The sequence below is a fragment of the Thermotoga petrophila RKU-1 genome (assembly GCF_000016785.1).
In the GTDB taxonomy this organism is placed as follows: domain Bacteria; phylum Thermotogota; class Thermotogae; order Thermotogales; family Thermotogaceae; genus Thermotoga; species Thermotoga petrophila.
The window spans coordinates 1469242-1489216 of sequence record NC_009486.1; the positions used below are offsets into that span (position 1 = coordinate 1469242).

Genomic DNA, 19975 nt, shown 5'->3' on the forward strand with positions numbered 1-19975 from the left:
AGGACCTTAATTTCTCCAAATTGTATCGATTTTAAATGGACATGGTATAAATGGGTTTGAGAGGTGATGAAGTTGGCAAAAAAATACTACGCTGTGAGGAAAGGAAGGGTACCAGGAATCTATGAGTCCTGGGAAGAGGCAGAAAAACAGGTAAAGGGCTTTCCGGGAGCAGAGTACAAAAGTTTTGAGAAGATAGAGGATGCAAAGGCATATCTTGAGGGAAAAGATGAATGCACCTGCCCGGAACTTGACGAAGAGACGATGATCGCCTATGTGGATGGGAGTTATGATGTGGTCTGTGGTTCTGGAGTGGTTCTGTGCTATAGGGGAAAGAAAGAGGAGTACTATTTCTGGACGGACATCGATGAGTTCAAAGACTCAAGGAACATAGCCGGAGAGATCATGGCTGCACTTTTTGCCATGGACTGTGCTTTGAAGAAAGGAGCAAAAAGACTCATTCTCAGGCACGATCTTGAAGGGCTTGAAAAGTGGGCAACGGAAGAGTACAGAACAAAAGAGCCGGTGACGCGTGTTTACAAGTACCTTTACGAGCAGTTTTGCAGGAGCGGTCTTGAAGTGGTCTTTGAGAAGGTGAAGAGTCACTCTGGAGACTTTTGCAACGATGAGGCTGACAGGCTGGCAAAAGAAGCAGCGAAAAAAAGATCAAACGTTGAGTGGACTTTGAGGGATTTCGAGAGTACAATGAAGATACTGGATCAAAAGAGGAGATGAGCAGAATGAAAAAGATGAGTATCACGGGTGGGACGACCCTGATAGGACTTGGAGTTGGTTTTATTCTTTTCAAACATTCCGTGTTCTATTTCATTGCGTCTCTTTTCATAGGAATCGGTGTGGGTTTACTGATCGAGTATCTCACGAAAAGAGAAAAATAGAAATCGTTCAGATGTTCTCTGGATTGTACACCAGAACTGCCGTGCCGCATGTTACATGGAGACCCTTGAAGTTTCCATAGGGATACGGCTCGCCCTTCAGTGACCCATCGATAACACCTTCCACAGCCTTTATGAGGTCTTCCAGATAATCTGGTCCAAAAGGTTTCAACTGTGTACCACTCAGATGCCCATGGTAGATCTTCTCAAAACTGTCGATCTCTCTGAGTTTTTTCAGGCTTTTAAGGTACTCTCTCAGTGGAAGACATCCCGGAAGATGCATCCAGGTGTGTCCTGCCCCCACCGAATCCCCGCTGAAAAGCAGCCTGTTTTCTCTGTCCAGAAGAGCGATCGACCCTGGTGTGTGTCCCGGGACTTCGATCACCTCGAGCGTTCTTCCACCAAGATCGAAACTGTCTCCTTCTCTCACGTCCAGAAAGTTTTTGTAATCCACCTGTATTTTGAACAGTTCTATGATCTGAAGGTCCCTGTGGTTGAGATACACCCTCTCGAACTGGTTCGCCTGCATGATGTGATCCCAGTGGGCGTGGGTGAGAACAACTTCGATGGGTTTTTCCGTGATGGATCTTATGAAACCTTTCAGGTCACCTTCTCCCATACCAGTGTCTATGAGGAGGGCTTTCTCTTCTCCCACTACCAGGTACATACTGTCTCCCCTGTAGTCGGCAATGTGCCATACACCGGGCTCGAGCAAGGTGCAGGTGTACTCGTTTTTCCTCATCTTTTCACCTCCAGAAGTTTCGGCAAGACCACAAGACTCATGAAAGAACTCACGGTCATTGTGACCCACATGATTGCGACAAGATAAGTGTGGAACGTGAAGGGAGACAGAATCAGAGCGGAAAGCCCCACAGAAAGACCAAAGGCGTTTGCCAGAATTGGTGTGGATGCGATCTTTACCGTCTTTTCCAGATCTCTGTAATATCTGAACAGCTCCGTCACATGTATGGCGTAGTCTATACCAACCCCGATCACTATTCCGGCCATGTTTGCCGTGATCAGGTTCAGAGGAATTCCAGAAAGCCCCATGAAGCCAAAAAGAGACACAAGCGAGATCAAAACAGGAACGATCGCCTTTGCCGGAATGACAAAACTTCTCTGAAACAGAACAAGAAGGAGAAAGACCATACTGACAGCAAGCACCACCGAAAGTACCTGCTGAGGAACGATCGAGTCGTTCATCTCTTTTATGATGTAGGGAAGCCCTGTCACCTGAAAGCCGCTTTCTTTCACTATGTGTTCCACTTCCTCGAGAGTGTTTCTGTCCAGGTTATCCAGAAAGATAAAAGCTCTTCCTGTGCTTTCGGATAGAAAGTTGCTCGTGTAATCCTCTGGAAGAAGTCTTTTGAGTATCAGCGCCCTTGCAAGGATTTTCGGGTAACCTTCTTCTTTGAAGAGATGTTCGTTCATCCTCACAAGGATGTCGTAGACGGAAAAGGCATCGTATCCTTTGCTCTTCAGTTTTTCCTCCATAGAAAGGACCTTCCGGGCAAAGTCTGGAGAGAGCAGATTCTCTGACTCGAAAACGGCATAAACAGGCAGAGCCCTTCCGAAGATCTCTTCTATCTTCTCCACGTTCTTTCTGACCCTTGTGTAGCCTTTGTAGAGTTTCAGAATGTTGAGGTCTGCCTTCAGAAGGAATGTGCCTGGAAGGAAGGCGAAAAGAACCACCAGTGTGATGATCCACGCTCGCTTTGAAAGTCTTTGAAAAAGCCGGGCCAGGCTGCTTTCCTTCTTTTTGATCTCAACATCTTCCATTCCTGACAGTATTACGGGAAGTACGATCCACGTTGAAACTCCCGCAAGACCGATTCCAGCAGCAGCGAGGAGTCCCATCTGTTTCATGGACTGAGAGTTCAAAGTGAGAAAAGAGAGAAATCCTGCCATCGTGGTGAGTGTGGTGAGGATCATCGCCCTTCCAACACTCTCGAGAGTATCTTTGATGGCGTTGAACGTACTCTCTCCATCTTTCTTTCGTTCCAAAAAGTGCGAAACGAAGTGAAGCCCATCGGCACTTCCCATGACGATGGTGAATATGGGAACCAGAACCGTGATGATGGAAAGGTTCTGGCCCATCCATCCCATCACGTAGCCAAGCGTCCAGAGGGCGGCGAATCCCGCCGGTATCAAAGATAAAATGGCGTATCTGAACCTTCCAAGTTGTACTCTGAAGACGTTCAGAAGAAGAACAACGGCGAGTGGGGGAAGTGTGAATATCATGAACAGAAGATAGCGAAATATCTGGTCTTCCAGATACTGTGTTCCAGAGAGGTAATGTTCATATCCTGAAAGAGTACTTTCGATTTCATTGGGATTTACACTGTTTCTGGGAAGTATCATGAATAGGGAGTAGTATCCATCTTCCATTTTCCTCACGTTGAGGAAGTCTTTCATGTTTTCAACATAGCTCAGAAAGTCTCTGTACTGCTCTTCGGACATGTTCTTTGTCTCCACCAGTCTGAAGCCAGCGGGAAACTTCTCCGGAATGGGTGGTATGACAGTCTTTACACCTTCAACGGAGGAGAGTTTTTCCTTTATTTCAAAGATCTCATCTATTCCCTCTCTGCTCAGGGGATCGACGTTCGTCTTCACCATCACCACAAGCTGTTCTCCTGTTTTGAAGACGCCGTTCATCTTCTCGTATATCTCTTTCTGACGGGATTTCTGAGGCATCAGAATGGAAAACTCAGTTGTGAAGTGAAGTCTGAAAAGCCCAAAGAGTGCTAAAATGTTCAGTACCAGCACCACCGCGAAGATCTTCTTTCTGTTTTTGAAAACAAAAGAGGTGTACTCTTCGAACAAAGGTGTCACCTCCCGTGGACTTTATTTTATCAGGAAGGACGGTGAAAAAGCATGTGGGATGTCTTTGAACACTTCGTGAACGAGTACGAGGAGTGGTTCTTAAAGCATAAATTCGCCTATCTTTCTGAACTCAAAGCGGTGAAGGCCCTTCTTCCAGAGGGAAGGGGAGTGGAGATAGGAGTTGGTACAGGAAGGTTCGCTGTTCCTTTGAAGATAAAGATCGGGGTGGAACCTTCAAAACGCATGGGAAAGATAGCAAGAAGAAGGGGAATACTGGTGATAGAAGGAACAGCGGAAAATCTGCCACTGAAGGATGAAAGCTTCGACTTTGCACTGATGGTCACCACGATTTGCTTTGTGGATGATCCACTGAGGGCTTTGCAGGAAGCAAAAAGAGTGATCAGAAAAGGAGGACACATTATCGTTGGTATTGTGGGCAGAGAAAGTTTTCTGGGAAGAGAGTACGAAGAAAAGAAGGAAAAGAGCCTCTTCTACAAACGTGCAAGATTCTTCTCCACTGAAGAGATAGTGCACCTAATGAAAATGGTGGGTTTTGGGGACTTCAAAGTGGTTCAGACACTCTTCAACCATCCCTCAAAACTCACCGATGTTGAGCCTGTCTTAAAAGGATACGGCGAAGGGGCTTTTGTGGTGATCGCGGGGCGAAAAAGTTAATCAGAGCAAAACGATTATCGCCAGAAACTCAAGGTCTTTCTCTCCTGTGTTCTCTATGGAATGTGACTCTCCAGAATCTGTGAAACACACGTCTCCTGCCTTTATGGGAACGTCCTTTCCGTTGTCGTGGAAGATGCCTTCTCCGGAGAGGATGTAGTATATCTCGAACTCTCCATCGTGCCTGTGCAGTCTCACAGAAGACCCCGGTGGAAGTTTCATTTTTGCGAAGAGTCTTGCCCTGTTCCTCATGGTTTCTTTGGAAAGAAGGTGTGTCATCTCCACCTCACCCTTTCCGCCGCGCATGTTCGATATCTTTTCAGGGGTGAGTTCAGAAGATTTCACAACCATATTGTTCCCTCCTTCAATGATTTTTCTGATAGTATATCACACATCATGATCTGAGATGACCTGGCCTTTCCCTCGGAAATGTCGGTTCAAATTTTCCTGTCGTTAACCACGTTACACACAACATGTGGTATTATGATTCCAAATCATACAACAAATGGAGGTGAAAGAAATTGAAGGTGTACGCGTTCGGCTTTCCAAAGATAGGTGAGAAAAGAGAGTTCAAGAAAGCACTGGAAGATTTCTGGAAGGGGAAGATCACAGAAAACCAGTTCAAAGAAGAGATGAGCGAACTCAGGATGTACATGGTGGAGAACTACAGAACGAACGTGGACGTTGTTCCTTCGAACGAACTTTCCTACTACGATTTCGTTCTCGACACAGCCATAATGGTGGGGGCAATTCCGGAGCGGTTTGGAAAGTATGAGGGCCTTTCGACTTATTTTGAGATGGCACGTGGAAGAAAAGCCCTTGAGATGACAAAGTACTTCAACACGAACTACCACTACCTTGTTCCCGAGATAGAGAGTGGAAACTTTGAACTCCTTGAAAATATACCTCTTGAAGATTTTCTCTTTTTCAGGTCGATGGGAATTGAAACCGCACCAAGAATACTGGGACCGTTCACCTTCCTCTATCTTTCCAAAAAAGACGGGATGTGGATCAGAGAACCCGGTGAAATGGAAAAACTTTTCACCAGGCTCGTTCCTGTTTACAGGAAAGTTTTTGAAGAACTCGTAGAAAACGGTTGTGGAGAAATCCTCGTGGACGAGCCTGCCTTCGTGTGTGATCTTCAGAAAGACCACTGGAATTTGATAAAAGATGTGTACAGCGAGTTTTCAGGGTTTCCTTTGACGATTTTTACCTATTACGATAGCGTCTCTGACTACGAGTCTTATGTGTCCCTTCCTGTGAAGGGCCTTCACCTGGATTTTGTTTCAAACACAGAAAATCTCAGAAACTTCGAAAAACACGGTTTTCCATCGGACAAGACTCTCATAGCCGGTGTCATAAACGGCCGTCAGCCCTGGAGAGCAAATCTCAAGAAAGTGGCAGAACTTGTGGACAAACTCGGTGCGAGTGCCATCTCGAACTCCTGTCCGCTATTTCACCTTCCCATAACTGCGCAATGGGAAAACAGCCTTCCTGATGGTCTGAGGGAAAAACTTGCCTTCGCAAAGGAAAAACTTGAAGAGCTGAAAGTACTGAAAGAGTTCTTTGAAGGGAAAAAAGTAAATCTTCCAGAGGTTAGTTTCGAAGACTTCGCCGTCGATGAATCAGTTTCTAAAAAGATAAAACAGCTCACACCTGACTCTTTCAGAAGAGAGAAGGAGTATCAGGAGCGTGACAGGATTCAAAGAGAAGAACTGAAACTTCCTCTTTTTCCGACCACAACAATCGGATCTTTCCCTCAGACCAGCGATGTGAGAAAGATGAGGGCAAGGTACAGAAGGGGAGAAATCTCGGAAGAAGAATACGAGTCCTTCATAAAAGAACAGATAAAAAAGGTAGTAAGGATCCAGGAAGAGATAGGGCTCGATGTTCTGGTGCACGGTGAGTTCGAAAGAACCGACATGGTCGAGTTCTTCGCTGAGAAATTGAACGGCATCGCCACCACTCAGAACGGTTGGGTTCTCTCTTACGGTTCGAGGTGTTATCGTCCACCCATCATATACGGCACGGTTTCAAGGACAGGGCCCATGACGTTGAAAGAAATCACCTACGCACAGTCTCTGACAGAAAAACCCGTCAAGGGAATGCTCACAGGTCCCATCACCATCATGGGCTGGAGCTACTACAGGGAAGACATACCAGAGAGAGAAATAGCTTACCAGATAGCCCTCGCGATAAACGAAGAAGTGAAGGATCTGGAAGAGGCGGGAATAAAGATCGTACAGATCGATGAGCCCGCGTTCAGAGAAAAGGCACCTGTCAAAAAGAGCAAATGGCCTGAGTACTTTGAATGGGCGATAAACGCTTTCAACCTGGCAGCCAACGCGAGGCCAGAAACACAGATCCACGCCCACATGTGCTACTCGGATTTCAACGAGATAATCGAGTACATCCACCAGCTGGAATTCGACGTGATCAGCATTGAGGCTTCGAGGAGCAAAGGTGAGATCATCTCTGCCTTTGAGAACTTCAAAGGATGGATCAAACAGATCGGTGTTGGTGTCTGGGACATCCACTCTCCCGCTGTTCCCTCCGTTGATGAAATGAAGAGTATAATAGAAAGAGTCCTCAGGATACTTCCGAAGGAACTGATATGGGTGAACCCCGACTGTGGCCTTAAAACAAGAAACTGGGAAGAGGTCGTACCCTCTTTGAAAAACATGGTGGACCTTGCAAAGAAGTTGAGGAAGGAGTATAATAACACTTGAACGGACAGAAGATGAAAATACCTACTTGACAAATCGGAGTAACATGTGGTATAATATACGTTGGCCGACCAAAAACAGGAGGGGGAATTTCCCCCTCCTTTGTTTTTTTTACTCCAGTTTCACGTGTTCGCTGTTTGCCTTCAGTATCTCTTCGAGAAGGTCTTTCGCGCCCTCCACATCGGGTCCAAGTGGATGGGAAAGCAAAGCCTTCAAGGCGAGTTTTTTCGATCTTTTCAGATACGCTTCTATTGTGAGTCGTTCGTACATCTTCACCGCGTGGATGAAGGAAAGAGCAAAGTGATCTCCTTTCCCCTGCGAGAGCGTGTGGACCCTACCGGATCTCACATAACACGGAATCTCGAGAACGTAATCATCCGGGAGGTTTTCGATCGAGCCGTTGTTCCTCGTGTTCACTATGTGTATCTTCCCTTCATCGGTTTCGAGGTCTCTTATCAGGTGAGCCGCCGCAGTGGAATACATACTGCCGCCGCGCTTTGTGAGTTCTTCCGGTATCTCGGTAGCGGTTCTGTACTTCTCGAAGAGTTCTTTCTCTATCTTCATCACTTCCCTTGCTCTGAGCTCGTGCGAGGAGATCTTTTTGAACATCTTTTTCTCCATCAAATAATATCTCAGGTAAGGATTCACGATGATCCTCACCGAGTCGTAAAACCACGCCGGGAAATCTTCGTCTGGTATGTTGGAGAGCCTCAGCTTCAGGTTCTCGAAGACCTTTTCCGTCACGTCTTCACCTTTTACAAAGACCTTCTCTATGAAGCTCAGATGGTTGAGGCCGTAGTACTTCAGGAACACGTCTTCGAGCTCTGCTGAGAAGATCTCTGCGATCTCCCGGATGAAGTTTATGGGAACGTTGCAAAGGCCTATGAATTTTTCGTATTCGAGGTAGTTTCTCACGAACTCCGTGATGTGGCCGGATGGGTTGGTGAAGTTTATAATGGTTGCGTTCGATGTTTTTCTCACGGTATCAACGTACTCTTCTATTATGGGAAACGCCCTCAAAGCCGCTGAAAATCCCCCAACCCCTGTTGTTTCCTGACCTATGAGACCGTACTTCAGCGGAATGCCCTCATCGTTTTCTCTACCTTTGAGTCCGCCGGGTCTGAACTGAAAGATCACGTACTTCGCGTCCACGACAGCACTCTCGAAGGTGTCGCTGATGAGCACCTTGAACCTATCTTTGACGAGCCTTTTCACAAAATCAACGACGATTTTCTGCTTTTCTTCGTCGATGTCGTAGAAGATCACCTCGTCGATGCGAACATCCTCGGAGATGTCGAGAAGTCCCTTCACCAGCTCCGGGGTGTAGCTGCTTCCTCCACCTATCACCGCGATTCTCATTTCTTCACCTCCCTGAGGTAGTTCCTCACCAGTCTGTTGTAAAGGTCCTCTGTTACTCTCAGTCCAGAGCGTTCCATTGCAAACAACACGGCACCGATTACAGGGTCGTGCTTCGGTATGACGATTTCGTATTCTTTTCCGGTGGCGCTTTCTATCATGTTTATCAGAAGGGAAGGTGCGTTCTTGAAGAAGCTTCCCTCCAGGATCAGTTTGATGGGAGGTGTGAAGTTCAGTGCCTTTCTATGCGCGTCGATGATTTTTTTCACTTCAACCACGATCTCATCGAAAATTCTGAGAGAAACCGCATCACCTTTTTCGGCGCATCTGAACAGTGCCTGATTCACTCTCTTGACCAGCTCTGCTGTGTATCCTCCTTCGTAGTCGTATCTCAGAAGGTTCTCCACCGGGCCGATCTCTTTTTCCACCTCTTCAACGAGCGTCGTCCAGTCGTCTCTGCCGTCCTTTGCCCTCATCACAGCGGAGGTCACAAGAGAAGCGATGTAGTGTGAACCGAGTCTCTCACCCAGTGAAAAAGAAAGGCCTCCTATTCTGTTCACCCTTCTGCCGTCCGATGCGTAGGAGATGCTACCTGTTCCACAGCTCACCATGATGCCAATGTCGTCGAAAACCCCCGATCTCAGGGCGGTCCTTCCGTCGTTGTCGAAGTCGAATTTTTCAAGACCGAGCTTTTCCAGTATTTCTCTCACAATCTTCATCTCGTAGTCGAAGTCCGCTCCCGCGTATCCGAAGAAGGCAAAATCGATCTCTTCTCTGGTCTTTCCTGCCTTGTTCAGGATACCTTCGATCACATCTTTGAGATTCCTGACAGCGCTTTCCTTTCCAACGACCTGATAGTTCGCTCCTTTTCCTCTGTGAACAGCCAGAACGTTTCCCTGTTCATCGCTGAGGACGGCCTGTGTTTTCGTTCCCCCCACATCCACTCCGAGAAAGAGCAATCTCTTCACCTCCCCATCATAGTATAATCGTTTCGGGGTGGAAAACATGAAAAAAATCATTCTCGCTCTGCTTGTGATCGTCTCCGTTCAGATGATGGGAGACGTCTTTGTGAGCTTTTCCTACGATTTTTCGGAAAGAGAAACCGTGTCGTCCGTGGGCATGGACACTGGAGAGTTCACAGCGGGAGTGGAACTCTGGGGCTTTTCCTCCATCTGTTTCTTCGTCGGTGCTGTGAGGAATCTGGATCTGGGGGATTTCATGTTTACCCTTGAGACAAGGGTAGGCTTTTCTTTAAAACCCTATCTTGCCGTCGTCAATTTTTTCTGGAAAAAGCATGAAGGAGTAAAATGGGGATTTGGTTATTCAATAACGCTGAAGGACTCGAGCATCAGATTTCCTCTGTTCGTGAGACTGGGGTGGTGAAGAGTGGATTATCTCGAATCACTCGATTTTCCAAAAGTTGTGGAGATAGTAAAGAAATACGCGCTCTCTGACCTGGGAAGAAAACATCTGGACACTCTCAAACCGACGGTGAATCCGTGGGACGAGCTCGAACTCGTGGAGGAGCTTCTGAACTATTTTGCCAGGTGGGGAGAGCCTCCCATAAAGGGATTGAACGATATCTCTCAGGAAGTGGAGAGGGTGAAGTCCGGTTCAGCCTTGGAACCATGGGAACTTCTTCGCGTTTCCGTGTTTCTCGAAGGCTGTGACATCCTGAAGAAGGACTTCGAAAAGCGTGAATACAGCAGGCTCAAAGAGACCTTCTCCAGACTCAGCTCCTTCAGAGATTTCGTGGAAGAGGTGAACAGGTGCATAGAACAGGATGGAGAGATCTCGGACCGTGCGAGTCCCAGATTGAGGGAGATCAGAACGGAAAAGAAGCGTCTTTCCAGCGAGATAAAGAGAAAGGCCGATGATTTCGTCAGGACGCACTCTCAGATCCTTCAGGAACAGATGTACGTTTACAGGGATGGAAGGTATCTCTTCCCCGTGAAGGCTTCCATGAGGAACGCAGTGAGGGGAATCGTTCACCATCTCTCCTCTTCCGGTGCCACCGTCTTTCTGGAGCCCGACGAGTTCGTCGAACTGAACAACAGAGTGCGTCTTTTAGAAGAGGAGGAAAGGCTGGAGATCAGCAGGATCCTGAGACAGCTGACGAACATACTCCTTTCCAGGCTCAACGACCTTGAGAGGAACGTGGAACTCATAGCGCGTTTCGACTCCCTCTACGCGAGGGTGAAGTTCGCAAGAGAGTTCAACGGAACCGTCGTGAAACCTTCTTCGCGGATAAGACTTGTCAACGCAAGACATCCGTTGATACCAAAGGAGAGAGTCGTTCCAATAAATCTTGAGCTTCCACCCAACAAAAGAGGTTTCATCATAACGGGTCCAAACATGGGCGGAAAGACCGTGACTGTGAAAACCGTTGGTCTTTTTACCGCCCTCATGATGAGTGGCTTCCCTCTCCCCTGTGATGAAGGAACGGAGCTGAAGGTCTTTCCAAAGATCATGGCGGACATCGGTGAGGAGCAGAGCATAGAACAGAGCCTCAGCACCTTCTCGTCGCACATGAAGAAGATCGTGGAGATCGTGAAGAATGCAGACAGCGATTCACTGGTCATCCTCGACGAGCTGGGCTCGGGGACGGATCCGGTGGAAGGAGCCGCCCTTGCCGTCGCGATAATAGAGGATCTTCTGGAAAAAGGAGCAACGATCTTTGTAACCACACACCTCACACCTGTGAAGGTCTTCGCCATGAACCATCCTCTGCTCTTGAACGCCTCCATGGAGTTCGATCCGGAAACCCTCTCACCAACTTACAGGGTTCTGGTTGGAGTTCCAGGAGGTTCTCACGCTTTCCAGATAGCAGAAAAGTTGGGACTCGACAAACGTATAATCGAAAACGCCAGATCGAGACTCTCTCGGGAGGAGATGGAACTCGAGGGACTCATAAGGTCTCTCCACGAGAAGATCTCGCTTCTTGAAGAGGAGAAGAGAAAACTCCAGAAAGAACGCGAAGAGTACATGAAACTGAGGGAGAAGTACGAGGAAGATTACAAAAAGCTGAGGAGGATGAAGATAGAAGAGTTCGACAAAGAGCTGAGGGAGCTCAACGATTACATCAGAAAGGTCAAGAAGGAACTCGATCAGGCGATACACGTGGCAAAAACTGGCAGCGTTGACGAGATGAGAGAAGCGGTGAAGACGATAGAGAAAGAGAAGAAAGATCTGGAGCAAAAGAGAATCGAAGAAGCGACCGAAGAAGAAATAAAACCCGGAGATCACGTGAAAATGGAAGGTGGAACCTCTGTGGGGAAGGTCGTTGAGGTGAAAAGTGGCACCGCCCTTGTTGACTTTGGCTTTCTCAGATTGAAGGTGCCCGTTTCGAAACTGAAAAAGGCTAAAAAAGAGGAGAAGGAAGAATCTTCAGCGGTCTCTTACAGGCCTTCGAGCTTCAGAACGGAAATAGACATAAGGGGTATGACGGTTGAAGAAGCGGAGCCGGTTGTGAAGAAGTTCATCGATGACCTGATGATGAACGGCATCAGCAAGGGATACATAATACACGGAAAGGGCACCGGAAAGCTCGCATCTGGAGTATGGGAAATACTGAGAAAGGACAAAAGAGTGGTTTCTTTCAGATTCGGAACACCTTCTGAGGGGGGAACGGGTGTCACGGTGGTGGAGGTGAAAGTGTGATCTTCGCTCTCGATGTGGGTACCAGAAAGATAGCGGGTTTGATCGTCGTCGAGGAGAAAGGTACGATCAGAATCGTGGATTCTGAACTGATAGAACACAAAACACGCACGATGTTCGACGGTCAGGTTCACGATGTGCTCGGAGTGGCGGAAACGGTGAAAGAGGTGAAAGAAAGACTCGAGTCGAGGAACGAAATCGAACTGAAAGAGGTGGCTGTAGCCCTCGCGGGAAGGTTCCTGAAAACTCAAGTAGGTGAGGCGGAGCTGGATTTTTCCAAGACCGGACACATCACCCGCGAAGACGTTATGAAGCTTGAAATAGAAGCGGTGACTAAAGCGCAGGAAAGTGTGGAAGAGGACTTCTTCTGTGTGGGATACTCCGTCGTCGAGTACAGACTCGACGGAATGTGGATGAAAAAGCTTGAGGGACACAGAGGCGGGAAGGCTTATGTTAAGGTGGTCTCTGCTTTCCTTCCCGTTCACGTTGTGGATTCCCTGATGAGGGTTCTGGAGACTGTGGGACTCACTCCGGTTCACGTGACGCTGGAGCCGATAGCGGCGATGGATCTGACCGTCCCGGAGGATCTCAGGTATCTGAACATAGCTCTCGTCGATGTGGGCGCGGGAACGAGCGACATAGCCATCTCGAAGGAAGGAACGGTGGTGGCCTACGGAATGATTCCCATGGCGGGTGACGAGATAACGGAAGCCATAGGAAAGAAATTTCTGCTCGACTTTCAGACGGCGGAACACGTGAAGAGAACCGTTTTTTCGGAAGAAAGAGTGAAGGTGAAGAATATACTGGACAGAGAAATCGAATTAAACGCTCAGGAGGTCTCCGAAGCGATAAAGCCTGTGGTGGATCAGATCACAACGGAGATCTCAACGGTCGTGACAGAGCTGAACGGTGGAGCCCCCTCTGTTGTGATGGTGGTCGGCGGCGGCGCGAAGGTACCGGGTTTTGTGGAAAGTCTTGCCAGGAAGATGGATCTTCCTCTTGACAGGGTATCTCTGAAGAGTGTAGAAAGCACCGGTCTTGTTGAGGATCTCACCGGAAAGGTCAAAGGAAGCGAGTACATTACTCCTGTGGGAATCGCTTACAGTGCCATGAGAAACAGGGGATCCGTTTTCTCTCAGGTCTTCGTGAACGGGGTTCCTGTGAAGCTCATGGGAGGAGTGGGCAGGTACTCGGTCATGCAGGTGCTCATACAGGCGGGATACAGGTTCTCCTCGCTCGTAGGTGGAGAGATGATTTCCTTTGAACTAAACGGAAAAACTCTCTTGAGGCCAAAGAGAAGAACCTCCGTGAAGATTCTCGTGAACGGCGAAGAGGCGAATCTCTCCTCCAGAGTGAAGCACGGTGACAGGATAGATATTCAAACCGAAGAGGAGAAAACTCCACTGAGAATAAAGGACCTTGTGAAACCTGTGAAAGTGAAACTTCCCGATGGAGAAGTGGAGGAGATCTTACCGGAGATCGTGAAGAACGGAACGCCAGTACCACCCGACGCGGACGTAGAAGAAGGAGATGTGATAAGCTTTCCGGAAAAGATAAAGATCTCCGAGATAAAGTCAAAGATCTCCTACGGAAAGACAAGGATCGTGGTGAACGGCGAAGAGAAATGGATCTCCCTCGTGAATCTTGATCTTCTCAAAGGGGGAGTTCCTTTGAAAGACGATAAAGAAGTTCCGCTCGGAGAAGAGATCGACCTCGTTGAAAAGGGAAGGAAAACACTGGAGGAAGCACTTGAAGTTCCCCACATCACCGTCACGTTCAACGGCGAATTGAAGAAAATCCCTTTGAAAATCCTCCACAGGATAGACGAAGAAAGAGTGGAACTGAAAGACTTCAAACCCATGGTAATAGACCTTCTCAAGGATTTGAAACTGGACGGACTCAAGGACTACGAACTTCTCAAAAACGGAAGGAGAGCCATGTTCACTGAACTGCTCGAGGATGGGGACGTGATCGAGTTCAAAGTAAAAAAGTGAGGGGGCCGGCCCCCTCAGATAATAGCCTTCTCCGTTTCTTTATCGAAGGCGTGCATTCTCGTCATGTCGAGTACCAGATCGATTTTCTGTTCTTCTTTTGCCTGAGTCCTCGGGTTGACGGATGCCACAATCAAGTCATCTCCGACTTTCACGTGGAGAATAGTTTCACTTCCGAGAGGTTCGACCACATCCACAACACCTGTGATCGTGTTCTCTGGAGTTGGTGCCAGTGCGAAGAGCTTGTCGTAGATGTCTTCAGGTCTGATACCGAAGATGATCTCCTTGTCGATGTAGTTTGCGAGTTTGTCTTCGAATTCCTTCGGCACCTTCACTTTGAAGCCAGATGCCTGGATCCAGAGACCGCCTTCTCCTCTCACGACTCTCGCGTTGATGAAGTTCATTGGAGGACTACCGATGAATCCGGCAACGAAGACGTTCGCTGGAGAGTTGTATATTTCGTGTGGGGTTCCTATCTGCTGAATCTCTCCGTCCTTCATGACGACGATCTTGTCAGCCATCGTCATCGCTTCCACCTGGTCGTGTGTCACGTAGATGATCGTTGCCTGGAGTCTGTGGTGGAGCTTCTTGAGTTCGCTTCTCATCTGTACCCTGAGTTTCGCGTCGAGGTTGGAGAGCGGTTCGTCGAAGAGGAAAACCTTCGGATTTCTCACGATGGCTCTTCCAACGGCAACCCTCTGCCTCTGACCACCTGAGAGCTGTCTCGGTTTTCTGTCGAGCAGGTTTTCTATTCCGAGAATCTTCGCAGCTTCACGTACTCTTCTGTCGATTTCGTCCTTTGGATATTTTCTCAGCTTCAAGCCGAAGGCCATGTTTTCGTAGACGGTCATGTGTGGATACAGAGCGTAGTTCTGGAACACCATGGCGATGTCCCTGTCTTTTGGTTCGACGTCGTTCACAACTTTGCCGTCGATGTAGATCTTTCCATCTGTGATCTCCTCCAGTCCTGCGATCATTCTCAGAGTGGTCGTTTTTCCACAACCGGATGGTCCAAGGAGAACCACGAACTCCTTGTCTTCGACGACGAGATTCGCGTTTTTCACAGCGACGACTTTGTTTTCGTAGACCTTGGTGACGTTTTCAAGGACAACCTGAGCCATTCTCACACCTCCTGTGAATCGTTGAATTCAAAATACTTTTTGAGCTCGAGATACTTCTCCACGTTCCCGATGTCCAGCAGATAAGTATCAAGGATCTCATCCATGAATTCCATGAGTTTTCTGTATTTCTCGTAGTCAATGACAGCAACCGCGGGCACACCGTTCTTTGTCACGACCACGTCTTTCGTTTTCGCTTCTTCGACAACCTGGGAGAACCGCGCTTTCGCGTCCGCAAGACTGTAAAAAGAAACCCTGCTCAGATCCATTTCATCACTCCCTGACCAGAATTATAGTCAAGTTTACAAAAAATTACAAGCCCTGTTTCGAACAAAAAAACGGGGATATCGAGAAATATCCCCGTTTATTGAAGAATATCGTGCGGATTCTTAAAATTTCACACTGAAGTAGAACTCGTTCGTGTTCAGAACAAAGGTGAGATCGGTATTTCCCTTCTTTGCACGTGTCATGAATCCAAAAGAGACCTCATCTACGGCGGCTGAAACAAGAAGCTTGACATCCACACCGTTTATGGGTGTGAAGTTGAATCCTGCTCCTCCGGCGAGTTTCCAGTTGAGCAGTCCGGCTCCCAAAAAGAGAACGTTGTCTGGATCTGAGATGCCAAAGAGAACCGTGTTGTTCAAAGCTCTGTACGCAAAAGAGGTGCCTCCCATGGAGAATTGACCGCTGTGGAACATGACGGTGTCCCTGGACATGTAGGCGAAGTTGTCGAGGGATAGTCTGTACCCACCGATCTTCACGATGTAGTCCTGTTCCAGGATAGCGTACCCACCCGATCTTCCGATGAAGAACTCATAATAGAGGCTTCCGGGAAACGGAATCACATCTTTCTGATCAACGCAGAAGAAAACGTTCCAGCCGTTCCCAAAAGAAAGACCCGTCTTCAAAGTGACTTCTGAGGTTTTCACCTTGAGAAAACCGAGTTTCTGGTAGTTCGTCGCACTCTTCGAGAGACTCACTCCCACACCCCATCCGTCGTTGAAGACTTCAAAAAAGAGTGTGTCACCGAATTTGACGCGGTATCCATCGGACGTCCAGGTGAAAGAGGCGGGAAGAACGACTACGCCCACCACAAAAATAAAAAGAAGAGGAAGAAACTTTTTCAAAATATCACTCCCCCTCGAGGAGTTTTTGAATGATCCTGTTCGTGAGTTCCGGGTTCGCTTTTCCTTTTGTCTCTCTCATCACGTATCCCACGAAAAACCCTGCCGCTTTCTTTTTGCCTGATTTGTAATCCTGAACGGCCTTTGGGTTCTGTTCCATTGCCTTTTTCACCAGTTCCTCGATGAGTTTTTCGTCGCTGATCTGAACTAAACCTTTTTCCTCCACGATCTGGGAGGGCATCTTTCCTGTTTCGAAGACCTCAGGGAATATCTCCTTTGCGATCTTTATGGAGATCTTTCCTTCGTCCATCAATTTGAAGAGATCAGCGAAGTGCTGAGGGGTCAGTTTTGACTCTGTGATTTCGATGTTTCTTTCGTTGAGTTCTCTCAAAACTTCCGTCATGATCCAGTTGCTGAGATCCTTCGGCCTGTTCACCACCTTCACACACTCTTCGAAGAACTCGGCGAGTTCTTTACTCGAGGTGAGCACCTTTGCGTCGTACTCCGGAAGATCGTACTCTCTCATGAAGCGCTTCGCCTTCTCGTCTGGAAGTTCTGGGAGTTCCTTTTTCACCTCTTCGAGATACTCGTCAGAGAGAACAACGGGCGGTATGTCCGGTTCCGGGAAGTACCTGTAGTCGCTTTCTTCTTCTTTTCCTCTCATGGAAACGGTGGTCTTCGTGGTCATGTCCCAGCCTCTCGTCTCTCTTTCCACGTCTTCTCCTCTCTCCATCGCCTTCACGATTCGCTCGAACTCGTACTCTAAAGCCTTCTCGACGAACCTGAAGGAGTTCATGTTCTTCACTTCCACTCTGTTGCTCTGTCTTCCCGTTTCTGTGTCAACGACGGAGATGTTCGCATCGCATCTGAGCGCTCCCTTTTCCATGTCTCCTGTGCTCACGCCGAGGTACCTCACGATGGATCTCAACTTCTCCATGAAAACACGAGCCTCTCTTGGGGAAGAAATATCGGGCTCTGTAACGATCTCAATTAGGGGAACACCGCATCTGTTCATATCGACCAGAGAGTAGCTTGCGCGGGTGATGGAGTCCCCTTCGTGAACGAGTTTCCCAGCGTCTTCCTCGAGGTGGAGTCTTCTGATTCTGACTTTTTTCCTTCCTTCGTCTCCGTCTATCTCCAGGAAACCCTCGGTTGCGATCGGGTAGAAGTACTGACTGATCTGGTACCCCTTGGGAAGGTCAGGATAGAAGTAGTTCTTTCTGTCGAATCTGGAGTACTTGTGAATCTTGCAGTTCAATGCGAGGGCGGTCTTCACGGCAAACCTGATCATCTCTTCGTTGGGAACAGGAAGGGCTCCCGGCTGGCCGGTGCAGACGGGACAGATCGCCGTGTTCGGGGGAAGCTCGAAGACATCCGCTGGGCAAGAGCAGAACGCTTTGGTCTTCGTTGAAAGTTGAACGTGTATCTCAAGACCTATGACGGGTCTGTATCTCATGCTTTCACCTCCGGGAGCGGGAACATGCCGTTTTCGTTGTAGGGGGAGTTCTTCTCTATGGCCCTTGCTATCCTGAAGACCTTTCCGTCCGCGAACCTCTTCCCTATCACCTGAACACCCACGGGGAGGTTGTTGGAGAATCCAAAGGGAACGTTTATCGCGGGAAGTCCCGCGAGGTTTGCGGGTATCGTGAAGATGTCCATGAGGTAGTAGGTGAGAGGATCCTTTATCTCTCCGATCTTGAAAGCCGTCACTGGGGAAGTGGGGGTGAGGATCGCGTCGTACTGCGAGAGCACCTCGTTGAGTTCATCGGAGATCTTTCTTCTCACTTTCATGGCCTTGTTGAAATAGGCTTCGTAGTAGGCAGCGCTGAGGGTGAATGTTCCGATCATGATCCTTCTTCTAACTTCTTCACCGAACCCGACGTTTCTGGTCTTCATGTACATCTCTCTGAGTCCTTTCTCTTTTACCCTGAGGCCGTACTTGACACCGTCGAACCTGGCGAGGTTGGAACTCGCTTCAGCGGGAGCGATGACGTAATAGACGGCGACGGAATATTTCATGTGCGGGATGCTGACCTTTTCCACCTTCGCACCGAGTTTCTCGAGGAGTTTGAGGGACTCTTCGAATCTCTCTGCCACACCGTCTTCTATCTTGTGCTCGTAAATCTCCTGCGGAACGGCGAATCTCATACCTGCGACGCCGTTTTCGATCTCCGAAAGGAAATCAACTTTCCTATCCATCGTTGTGGCGTCGTTCTCGTCTTTTCCGGAGATGATTTCCATAAGTATCGCCGCATCTTTCACCGTCTTCGTGATGGGACCTATCTGGTCGAGAGAGCTTGCAAATGCCACAAGGCCGTACCTAGAGACGAGTCCGTAGGTGGGTTTGTACCCGACCACCCCGCAGAGCGAGGCGGGCTGTCTCACAGAACCTCCTGTGTCGCTTCCGAGCGCCGCAACGACCATTCCCGAAGCGACCGCAGCGGCAGATCCTCCACTGCTGCCACCGGGAACTCGCTCGAGATCCCAAGGGTTTCTCGTGGGAAAGAACGCGGATCTTTCGGTGCTGGATCCCATCGCGAACTCGTCGAGGTTCGCTTTCCCAACGATGGCAAAGCCCGCTTCTTTCAGTTTTTTCACAACGGTGGCATCGAAAACAGATTCGTAGTTCTCAAGGATTTTAGAAGCACAGGTCGTTTTCATTCCGAGGGTCAGGATGTTGTCCTTGATGGCGATGGGAATTCCCCAGAACTTTCCATTCTTTTCCACGGAGACGTCTTCTTTGACGGAGATGAACGCCTTCACGTGGGGGTCGAACTTCTTTATCGCCTCTAAGGAAAGACGGGGGAGATTTTCCCTTTCTTCGTCAGGGAGTTTCAAGGAGTCTTCTATTGTGAGCCTTCTGAAGTCCAAACCGATCACCTCCTCTTGAGAATTATATCAGAGACGTGTTAGAATTATTCAGAAGAGCGATGAAATTTCTTCTGAAATGGAAAATGAACATATTTCTATAGAATAAAAGAGCCTTATTGAAAGCCTTTTAACACTTGACACAATCAGGTAACAGGTTGTATAATTCATAAGAGTAAAATCTATATTTAACAAATTTTAACTTGGGAGGTGTTTTTATGAGGAGAAGAGCGGGTTTCACGTTGATTGAGCTTCTGATCGTCATGGCTATCATCGCGGCTCTGATGGCGGTGCTCATTCCATCAGTAACAGGGGCAATGAGAAAAGCAACTGCCACAAAGATAGCGGTGCAACTGAGAAACATAGAGCAAGCGGTGGAACAATATCTGTATTCTATGTTGCCAAAGTCTGATGATTTAGACCAGTCACCATATAATGATCTTGATAGAAATCAGGATTTCAGAGATTTTACAAATGTTGGGCTTCTAAACAACGACGAAGTTGATATTAAACTAATACCTGATGATAATAATAAAAGGATAAAAATTGCCCTCTATTACAATGCTCCTAGTACCGTCATAGCACAGCTGATAGTAGGTACTCTCAGAGAAGCGTACGGTGGTGGAACGACGAAAAATCTTGGCTCGCTAGATGATGTTGATGAAAATACTGACGATGGAGCTTACTACAATAACACCAATGTTTTTATCATCAAATCCATCGACGCCTTCTGGTGGTAATCTCCTCTCC

18 protein-coding genes are annotated in these 19975 nt (G+C 48.1%); 8 read left to right on the top strand and 10 right to left on the bottom strand.

The features are described from left to right. Window positions 1-72 precede the first annotated feature (72 nt). Together TPET_RS07590 and TPET_RS07595 are read left to right on the top strand one after the other, a co-directional pair. On the top strand, window positions 73-732 hold the full coding sequence (locus TPET_RS07590; protein WP_012896513.1) for a ribonuclease H1 domain-containing protein: 660 nt from the start codon (window positions 73-75) through the stop codon (window positions 730-732). Window positions 733-737: 5 nt separating this feature from the next. Continuing rightward, complete coding sequence (locus TPET_RS07595) at window positions 738-893, top strand: hypothetical protein (protein ID WP_012896514.1); 156 nt, start codon at window positions 738-740, stop codon at window positions 891-893. Window positions 894-900: 7 nt separating this feature from the next. Here TPET_RS07595 and TPET_RS07600 read toward each other — a convergent pair whose 3' ends face one another. Next, window positions 901-1632, bottom strand: coding sequence for an MBL fold metallo-hydrolase (locus TPET_RS07600; protein WP_011943921.1), 732 nt, complete (start codon window positions 1630-1632; stop codon window positions 901-903). Next, window positions 1629-3713 carry an efflux RND transporter permease subunit gene (locus tag TPET_RS07605; protein WP_011943922.1) on the bottom strand — a complete coding sequence of 695 codons (2085 nt, stop codon included), beginning with the start codon at window positions 3711-3713 and terminating at the stop codon, window positions 1629-1631. Before TPET_RS07605 ends, TPET_RS07600 begins: the two co-directional genes overlap by 4 nt. Before the next feature lie 51 nt (window positions 3714-3764). Here TPET_RS07605 and TPET_RS07610 point away from each other — a divergent pair, with 51 nt between their 5' ends. Continuing rightward, on the top strand, window positions 3765-4388 hold the full coding sequence (locus TPET_RS07610) for a class I SAM-dependent methyltransferase (protein WP_008195328.1): 624 nt from the start codon (window positions 3765-3767) through the stop codon (window positions 4386-4388). On the opposite strand, the gene TPET_RS07615 is transcribed toward TPET_RS07610, so the two are convergent. Further along, on the bottom strand, window positions 4389-4736 hold the full coding sequence (locus tag TPET_RS07615) for a cupin domain-containing protein (protein WP_011943923.1): 348 nt from the start codon (window positions 4734-4736) through the stop codon (window positions 4389-4391). 176 nt (window positions 4737-4912) lie between these two features. Between TPET_RS07615 and metE the strand changes: the two genes are divergently transcribed. Beyond that, the gene (gene metE / locus TPET_RS07620; protein WP_238374337.1) at window positions 4913-7114 is read left to right on the top strand and encodes a 5-methyltetrahydropteroyltriglutamate--homocysteine S-methyltransferase; all 2202 of its coding nucleotides are present in this window, start codon (window positions 4913-4915) and stop codon (window positions 7112-7114) included. A gap of 108 nt (window positions 7115-7222) precedes the next feature. Here metE and bglT read toward each other — a convergent pair whose 3' ends face one another. Together bglT and TPET_RS07630 are read right to left on the bottom strand one after the other, a co-directional pair. Beyond that, complete coding sequence (bglT, locus tag TPET_RS07625) at window positions 7223-8470, bottom strand: 6-phospho-beta-glucosidase BglT (protein ID WP_011943925.1); 1248 nt, start codon at window positions 8468-8470, stop codon at window positions 7223-7225. Beyond that, the gene (locus TPET_RS07630; RefSeq protein WP_011943926.1) at window positions 8467-9426 is read right to left on the bottom strand and encodes an N-acetylglucosamine kinase; all 960 of its coding nucleotides are present in this window, start codon (window positions 9424-9426) and stop codon (window positions 8467-8469) included. The genes bglT and TPET_RS07630 overlap by 4 nt, the downstream gene beginning before the upstream one ends. Window positions 9427-9472: 46 nt before the next feature. Here TPET_RS07630 and TPET_RS07635 point away from each other — a divergent pair, with 46 nt between their 5' ends. The 3 genes from TPET_RS07635 to TPET_RS07645 are packed head-to-tail and all read left to right on the top strand — an operon-like array spanning window position 9473 to window position 14118. Beyond that, window positions 9473-9850: a hypothetical protein gene (locus tag TPET_RS07635; protein ID WP_011943927.1), complete on the top strand. Its 378-nt coding sequence runs from the start codon at window positions 9473-9475 to the stop codon at window positions 9848-9850. Window positions 9851-9853: 3 nt separating this feature from the next. After that, a complete protein-coding gene (locus TPET_RS07640) occupies window positions 9854-12127 on the top strand; it encodes an endonuclease MutS2 (RefSeq protein ID WP_011943928.1) in 2274 nt (757 codons plus the stop codon). Next, complete coding sequence (locus TPET_RS07645) at window positions 12124-14118, top strand: cell division protein FtsA (RefSeq protein ID WP_011943929.1); 1995 nt, start codon at window positions 12124-12126, stop codon at window positions 14116-14118. The genes TPET_RS07640 and TPET_RS07645 overlap by 4 nt, the downstream gene beginning before the upstream one ends. 14 nt (window positions 14119-14132) lie before the next feature. Here the strand turns inward: TPET_RS07645 and TPET_RS07650 are convergent, their stop codons facing one another. The 5 genes from TPET_RS07650 to gatA form a co-directional block, all read right to left on the bottom strand. After that, window positions 14133-15236 carry an ABC transporter ATP-binding protein gene (locus TPET_RS07650; protein WP_011943930.1) on the bottom strand — a complete coding sequence of 368 codons (1104 nt, stop codon included), beginning with the start codon at window positions 15234-15236 and terminating at the stop codon, window positions 14133-14135. Window positions 15237-15238: 2 nt separating this feature from the next. After that, window positions 15239-15502 carry a type II toxin-antitoxin system Phd/YefM family antitoxin gene (locus tag TPET_RS07655; protein ID WP_011943931.1) on the bottom strand — a complete coding sequence of 88 codons (264 nt, stop codon included), beginning with the start codon at window positions 15500-15502 and terminating at the stop codon, window positions 15239-15241. Between the two features lie 120 nt (window positions 15503-15622). Next, entirely contained in the window at window positions 15623-16360 is a 738-nt protein-coding gene (locus tag TPET_RS07660) for a hypothetical protein (protein ID WP_011943932.1), read from the bottom strand. A 4-nt stretch (window positions 16361-16364) separates the two neighbouring features. Next, on the bottom strand, window positions 16365-17813 hold the full coding sequence (gatB, locus tag TPET_RS07665) for an Asp-tRNA(Asn)/Glu-tRNA(Gln) amidotransferase subunit GatB (protein ID WP_011943933.1): 1449 nt from the start codon (window positions 17811-17813) through the stop codon (window positions 16365-16367). Next, window positions 17810-19228: an Asp-tRNA(Asn)/Glu-tRNA(Gln) amidotransferase subunit GatA gene (gatA, locus tag TPET_RS07670; protein ID WP_011943934.1), complete on the bottom strand. Its 1419-nt coding sequence runs from the start codon at window positions 19226-19228 to the stop codon at window positions 17810-17812. Before gatA ends, gatB begins: the two co-directional genes overlap by 4 nt. Window positions 19229-19443: 215 nt before the next feature. On the opposite strand from gatA, the gene TPET_RS07675 reads away from it, so the two are divergent. Beyond that, on the top strand, window positions 19444-19965 hold the full coding sequence (locus tag TPET_RS07675; RefSeq protein WP_011943935.1) for a type II secretion system protein: 522 nt from the start codon (window positions 19444-19446) through the stop codon (window positions 19963-19965). Window positions 19966-19975: the final 10 nt, after the last annotated feature.

Excerpts from the sequence above, each read along its gene's own strand:
- TPET_RS07595 (WP_012896514.1), top strand. The coding sequence starts at position 738 with ATGAAAAAGATGAGTATCACGGGTGGGACGACCCTGATAGGACTTGGA.
- TPET_RS07600 (WP_011943921.1), bottom strand. The coding sequence starts at position 1,632 with ATGAGGAAAAACGAGTACACCTGCACCTTGCTCGAGCCCGGTGTATGG.
- TPET_RS07610 (WP_008195328.1), top strand. The coding sequence starts at position 3,765 with ATGTGGGATGTCTTTGAACACTTCGTGAACGAGTACGAGGAGTGGTTC.
- TPET_RS07615 (WP_011943923.1), bottom strand. The coding sequence starts at position 4,736 with ATGGTTGTGAAATCTTCTGAACTCACCCCTGAAAAGATATCGAACATG.
- bglT (WP_011943925.1), bottom strand. The coding sequence starts at position 8,470 with ATGAGAATCGCGGTGATAGGTGGAGGAAGCAGCTACACCCCGGAGCTG.
- TPET_RS07635 (WP_011943927.1), top strand. The coding sequence starts at position 9,473 with ATGAAAAAAATCATTCTCGCTCTGCTTGTGATCGTCTCCGTTCAGATG.
- TPET_RS07650 (WP_011943930.1), bottom strand. The coding sequence starts at position 15,236 with ATGGCTCAGGTTGTCCTTGAAAACGTCACCAAGGTCTACGAAAACAAA.
- TPET_RS07655 (WP_011943931.1), bottom strand. The coding sequence starts at position 15,502 with ATGGATCTGAGCAGGGTTTCTTTTTACAGTCTTGCGGACGCGAAAGCG.
- gatB (WP_011943933.1), bottom strand. The coding sequence starts at position 17,813 with ATGAGATACAGACCCGTCATAGGTCTTGAGATACACGTTCAACTTTCA.
- TPET_RS07675 (WP_011943935.1), top strand. The coding sequence starts at position 19,444 with ATGAGGAGAAGAGCGGGTTTCACGTTGATTGAGCTTCTGATCGTCATG.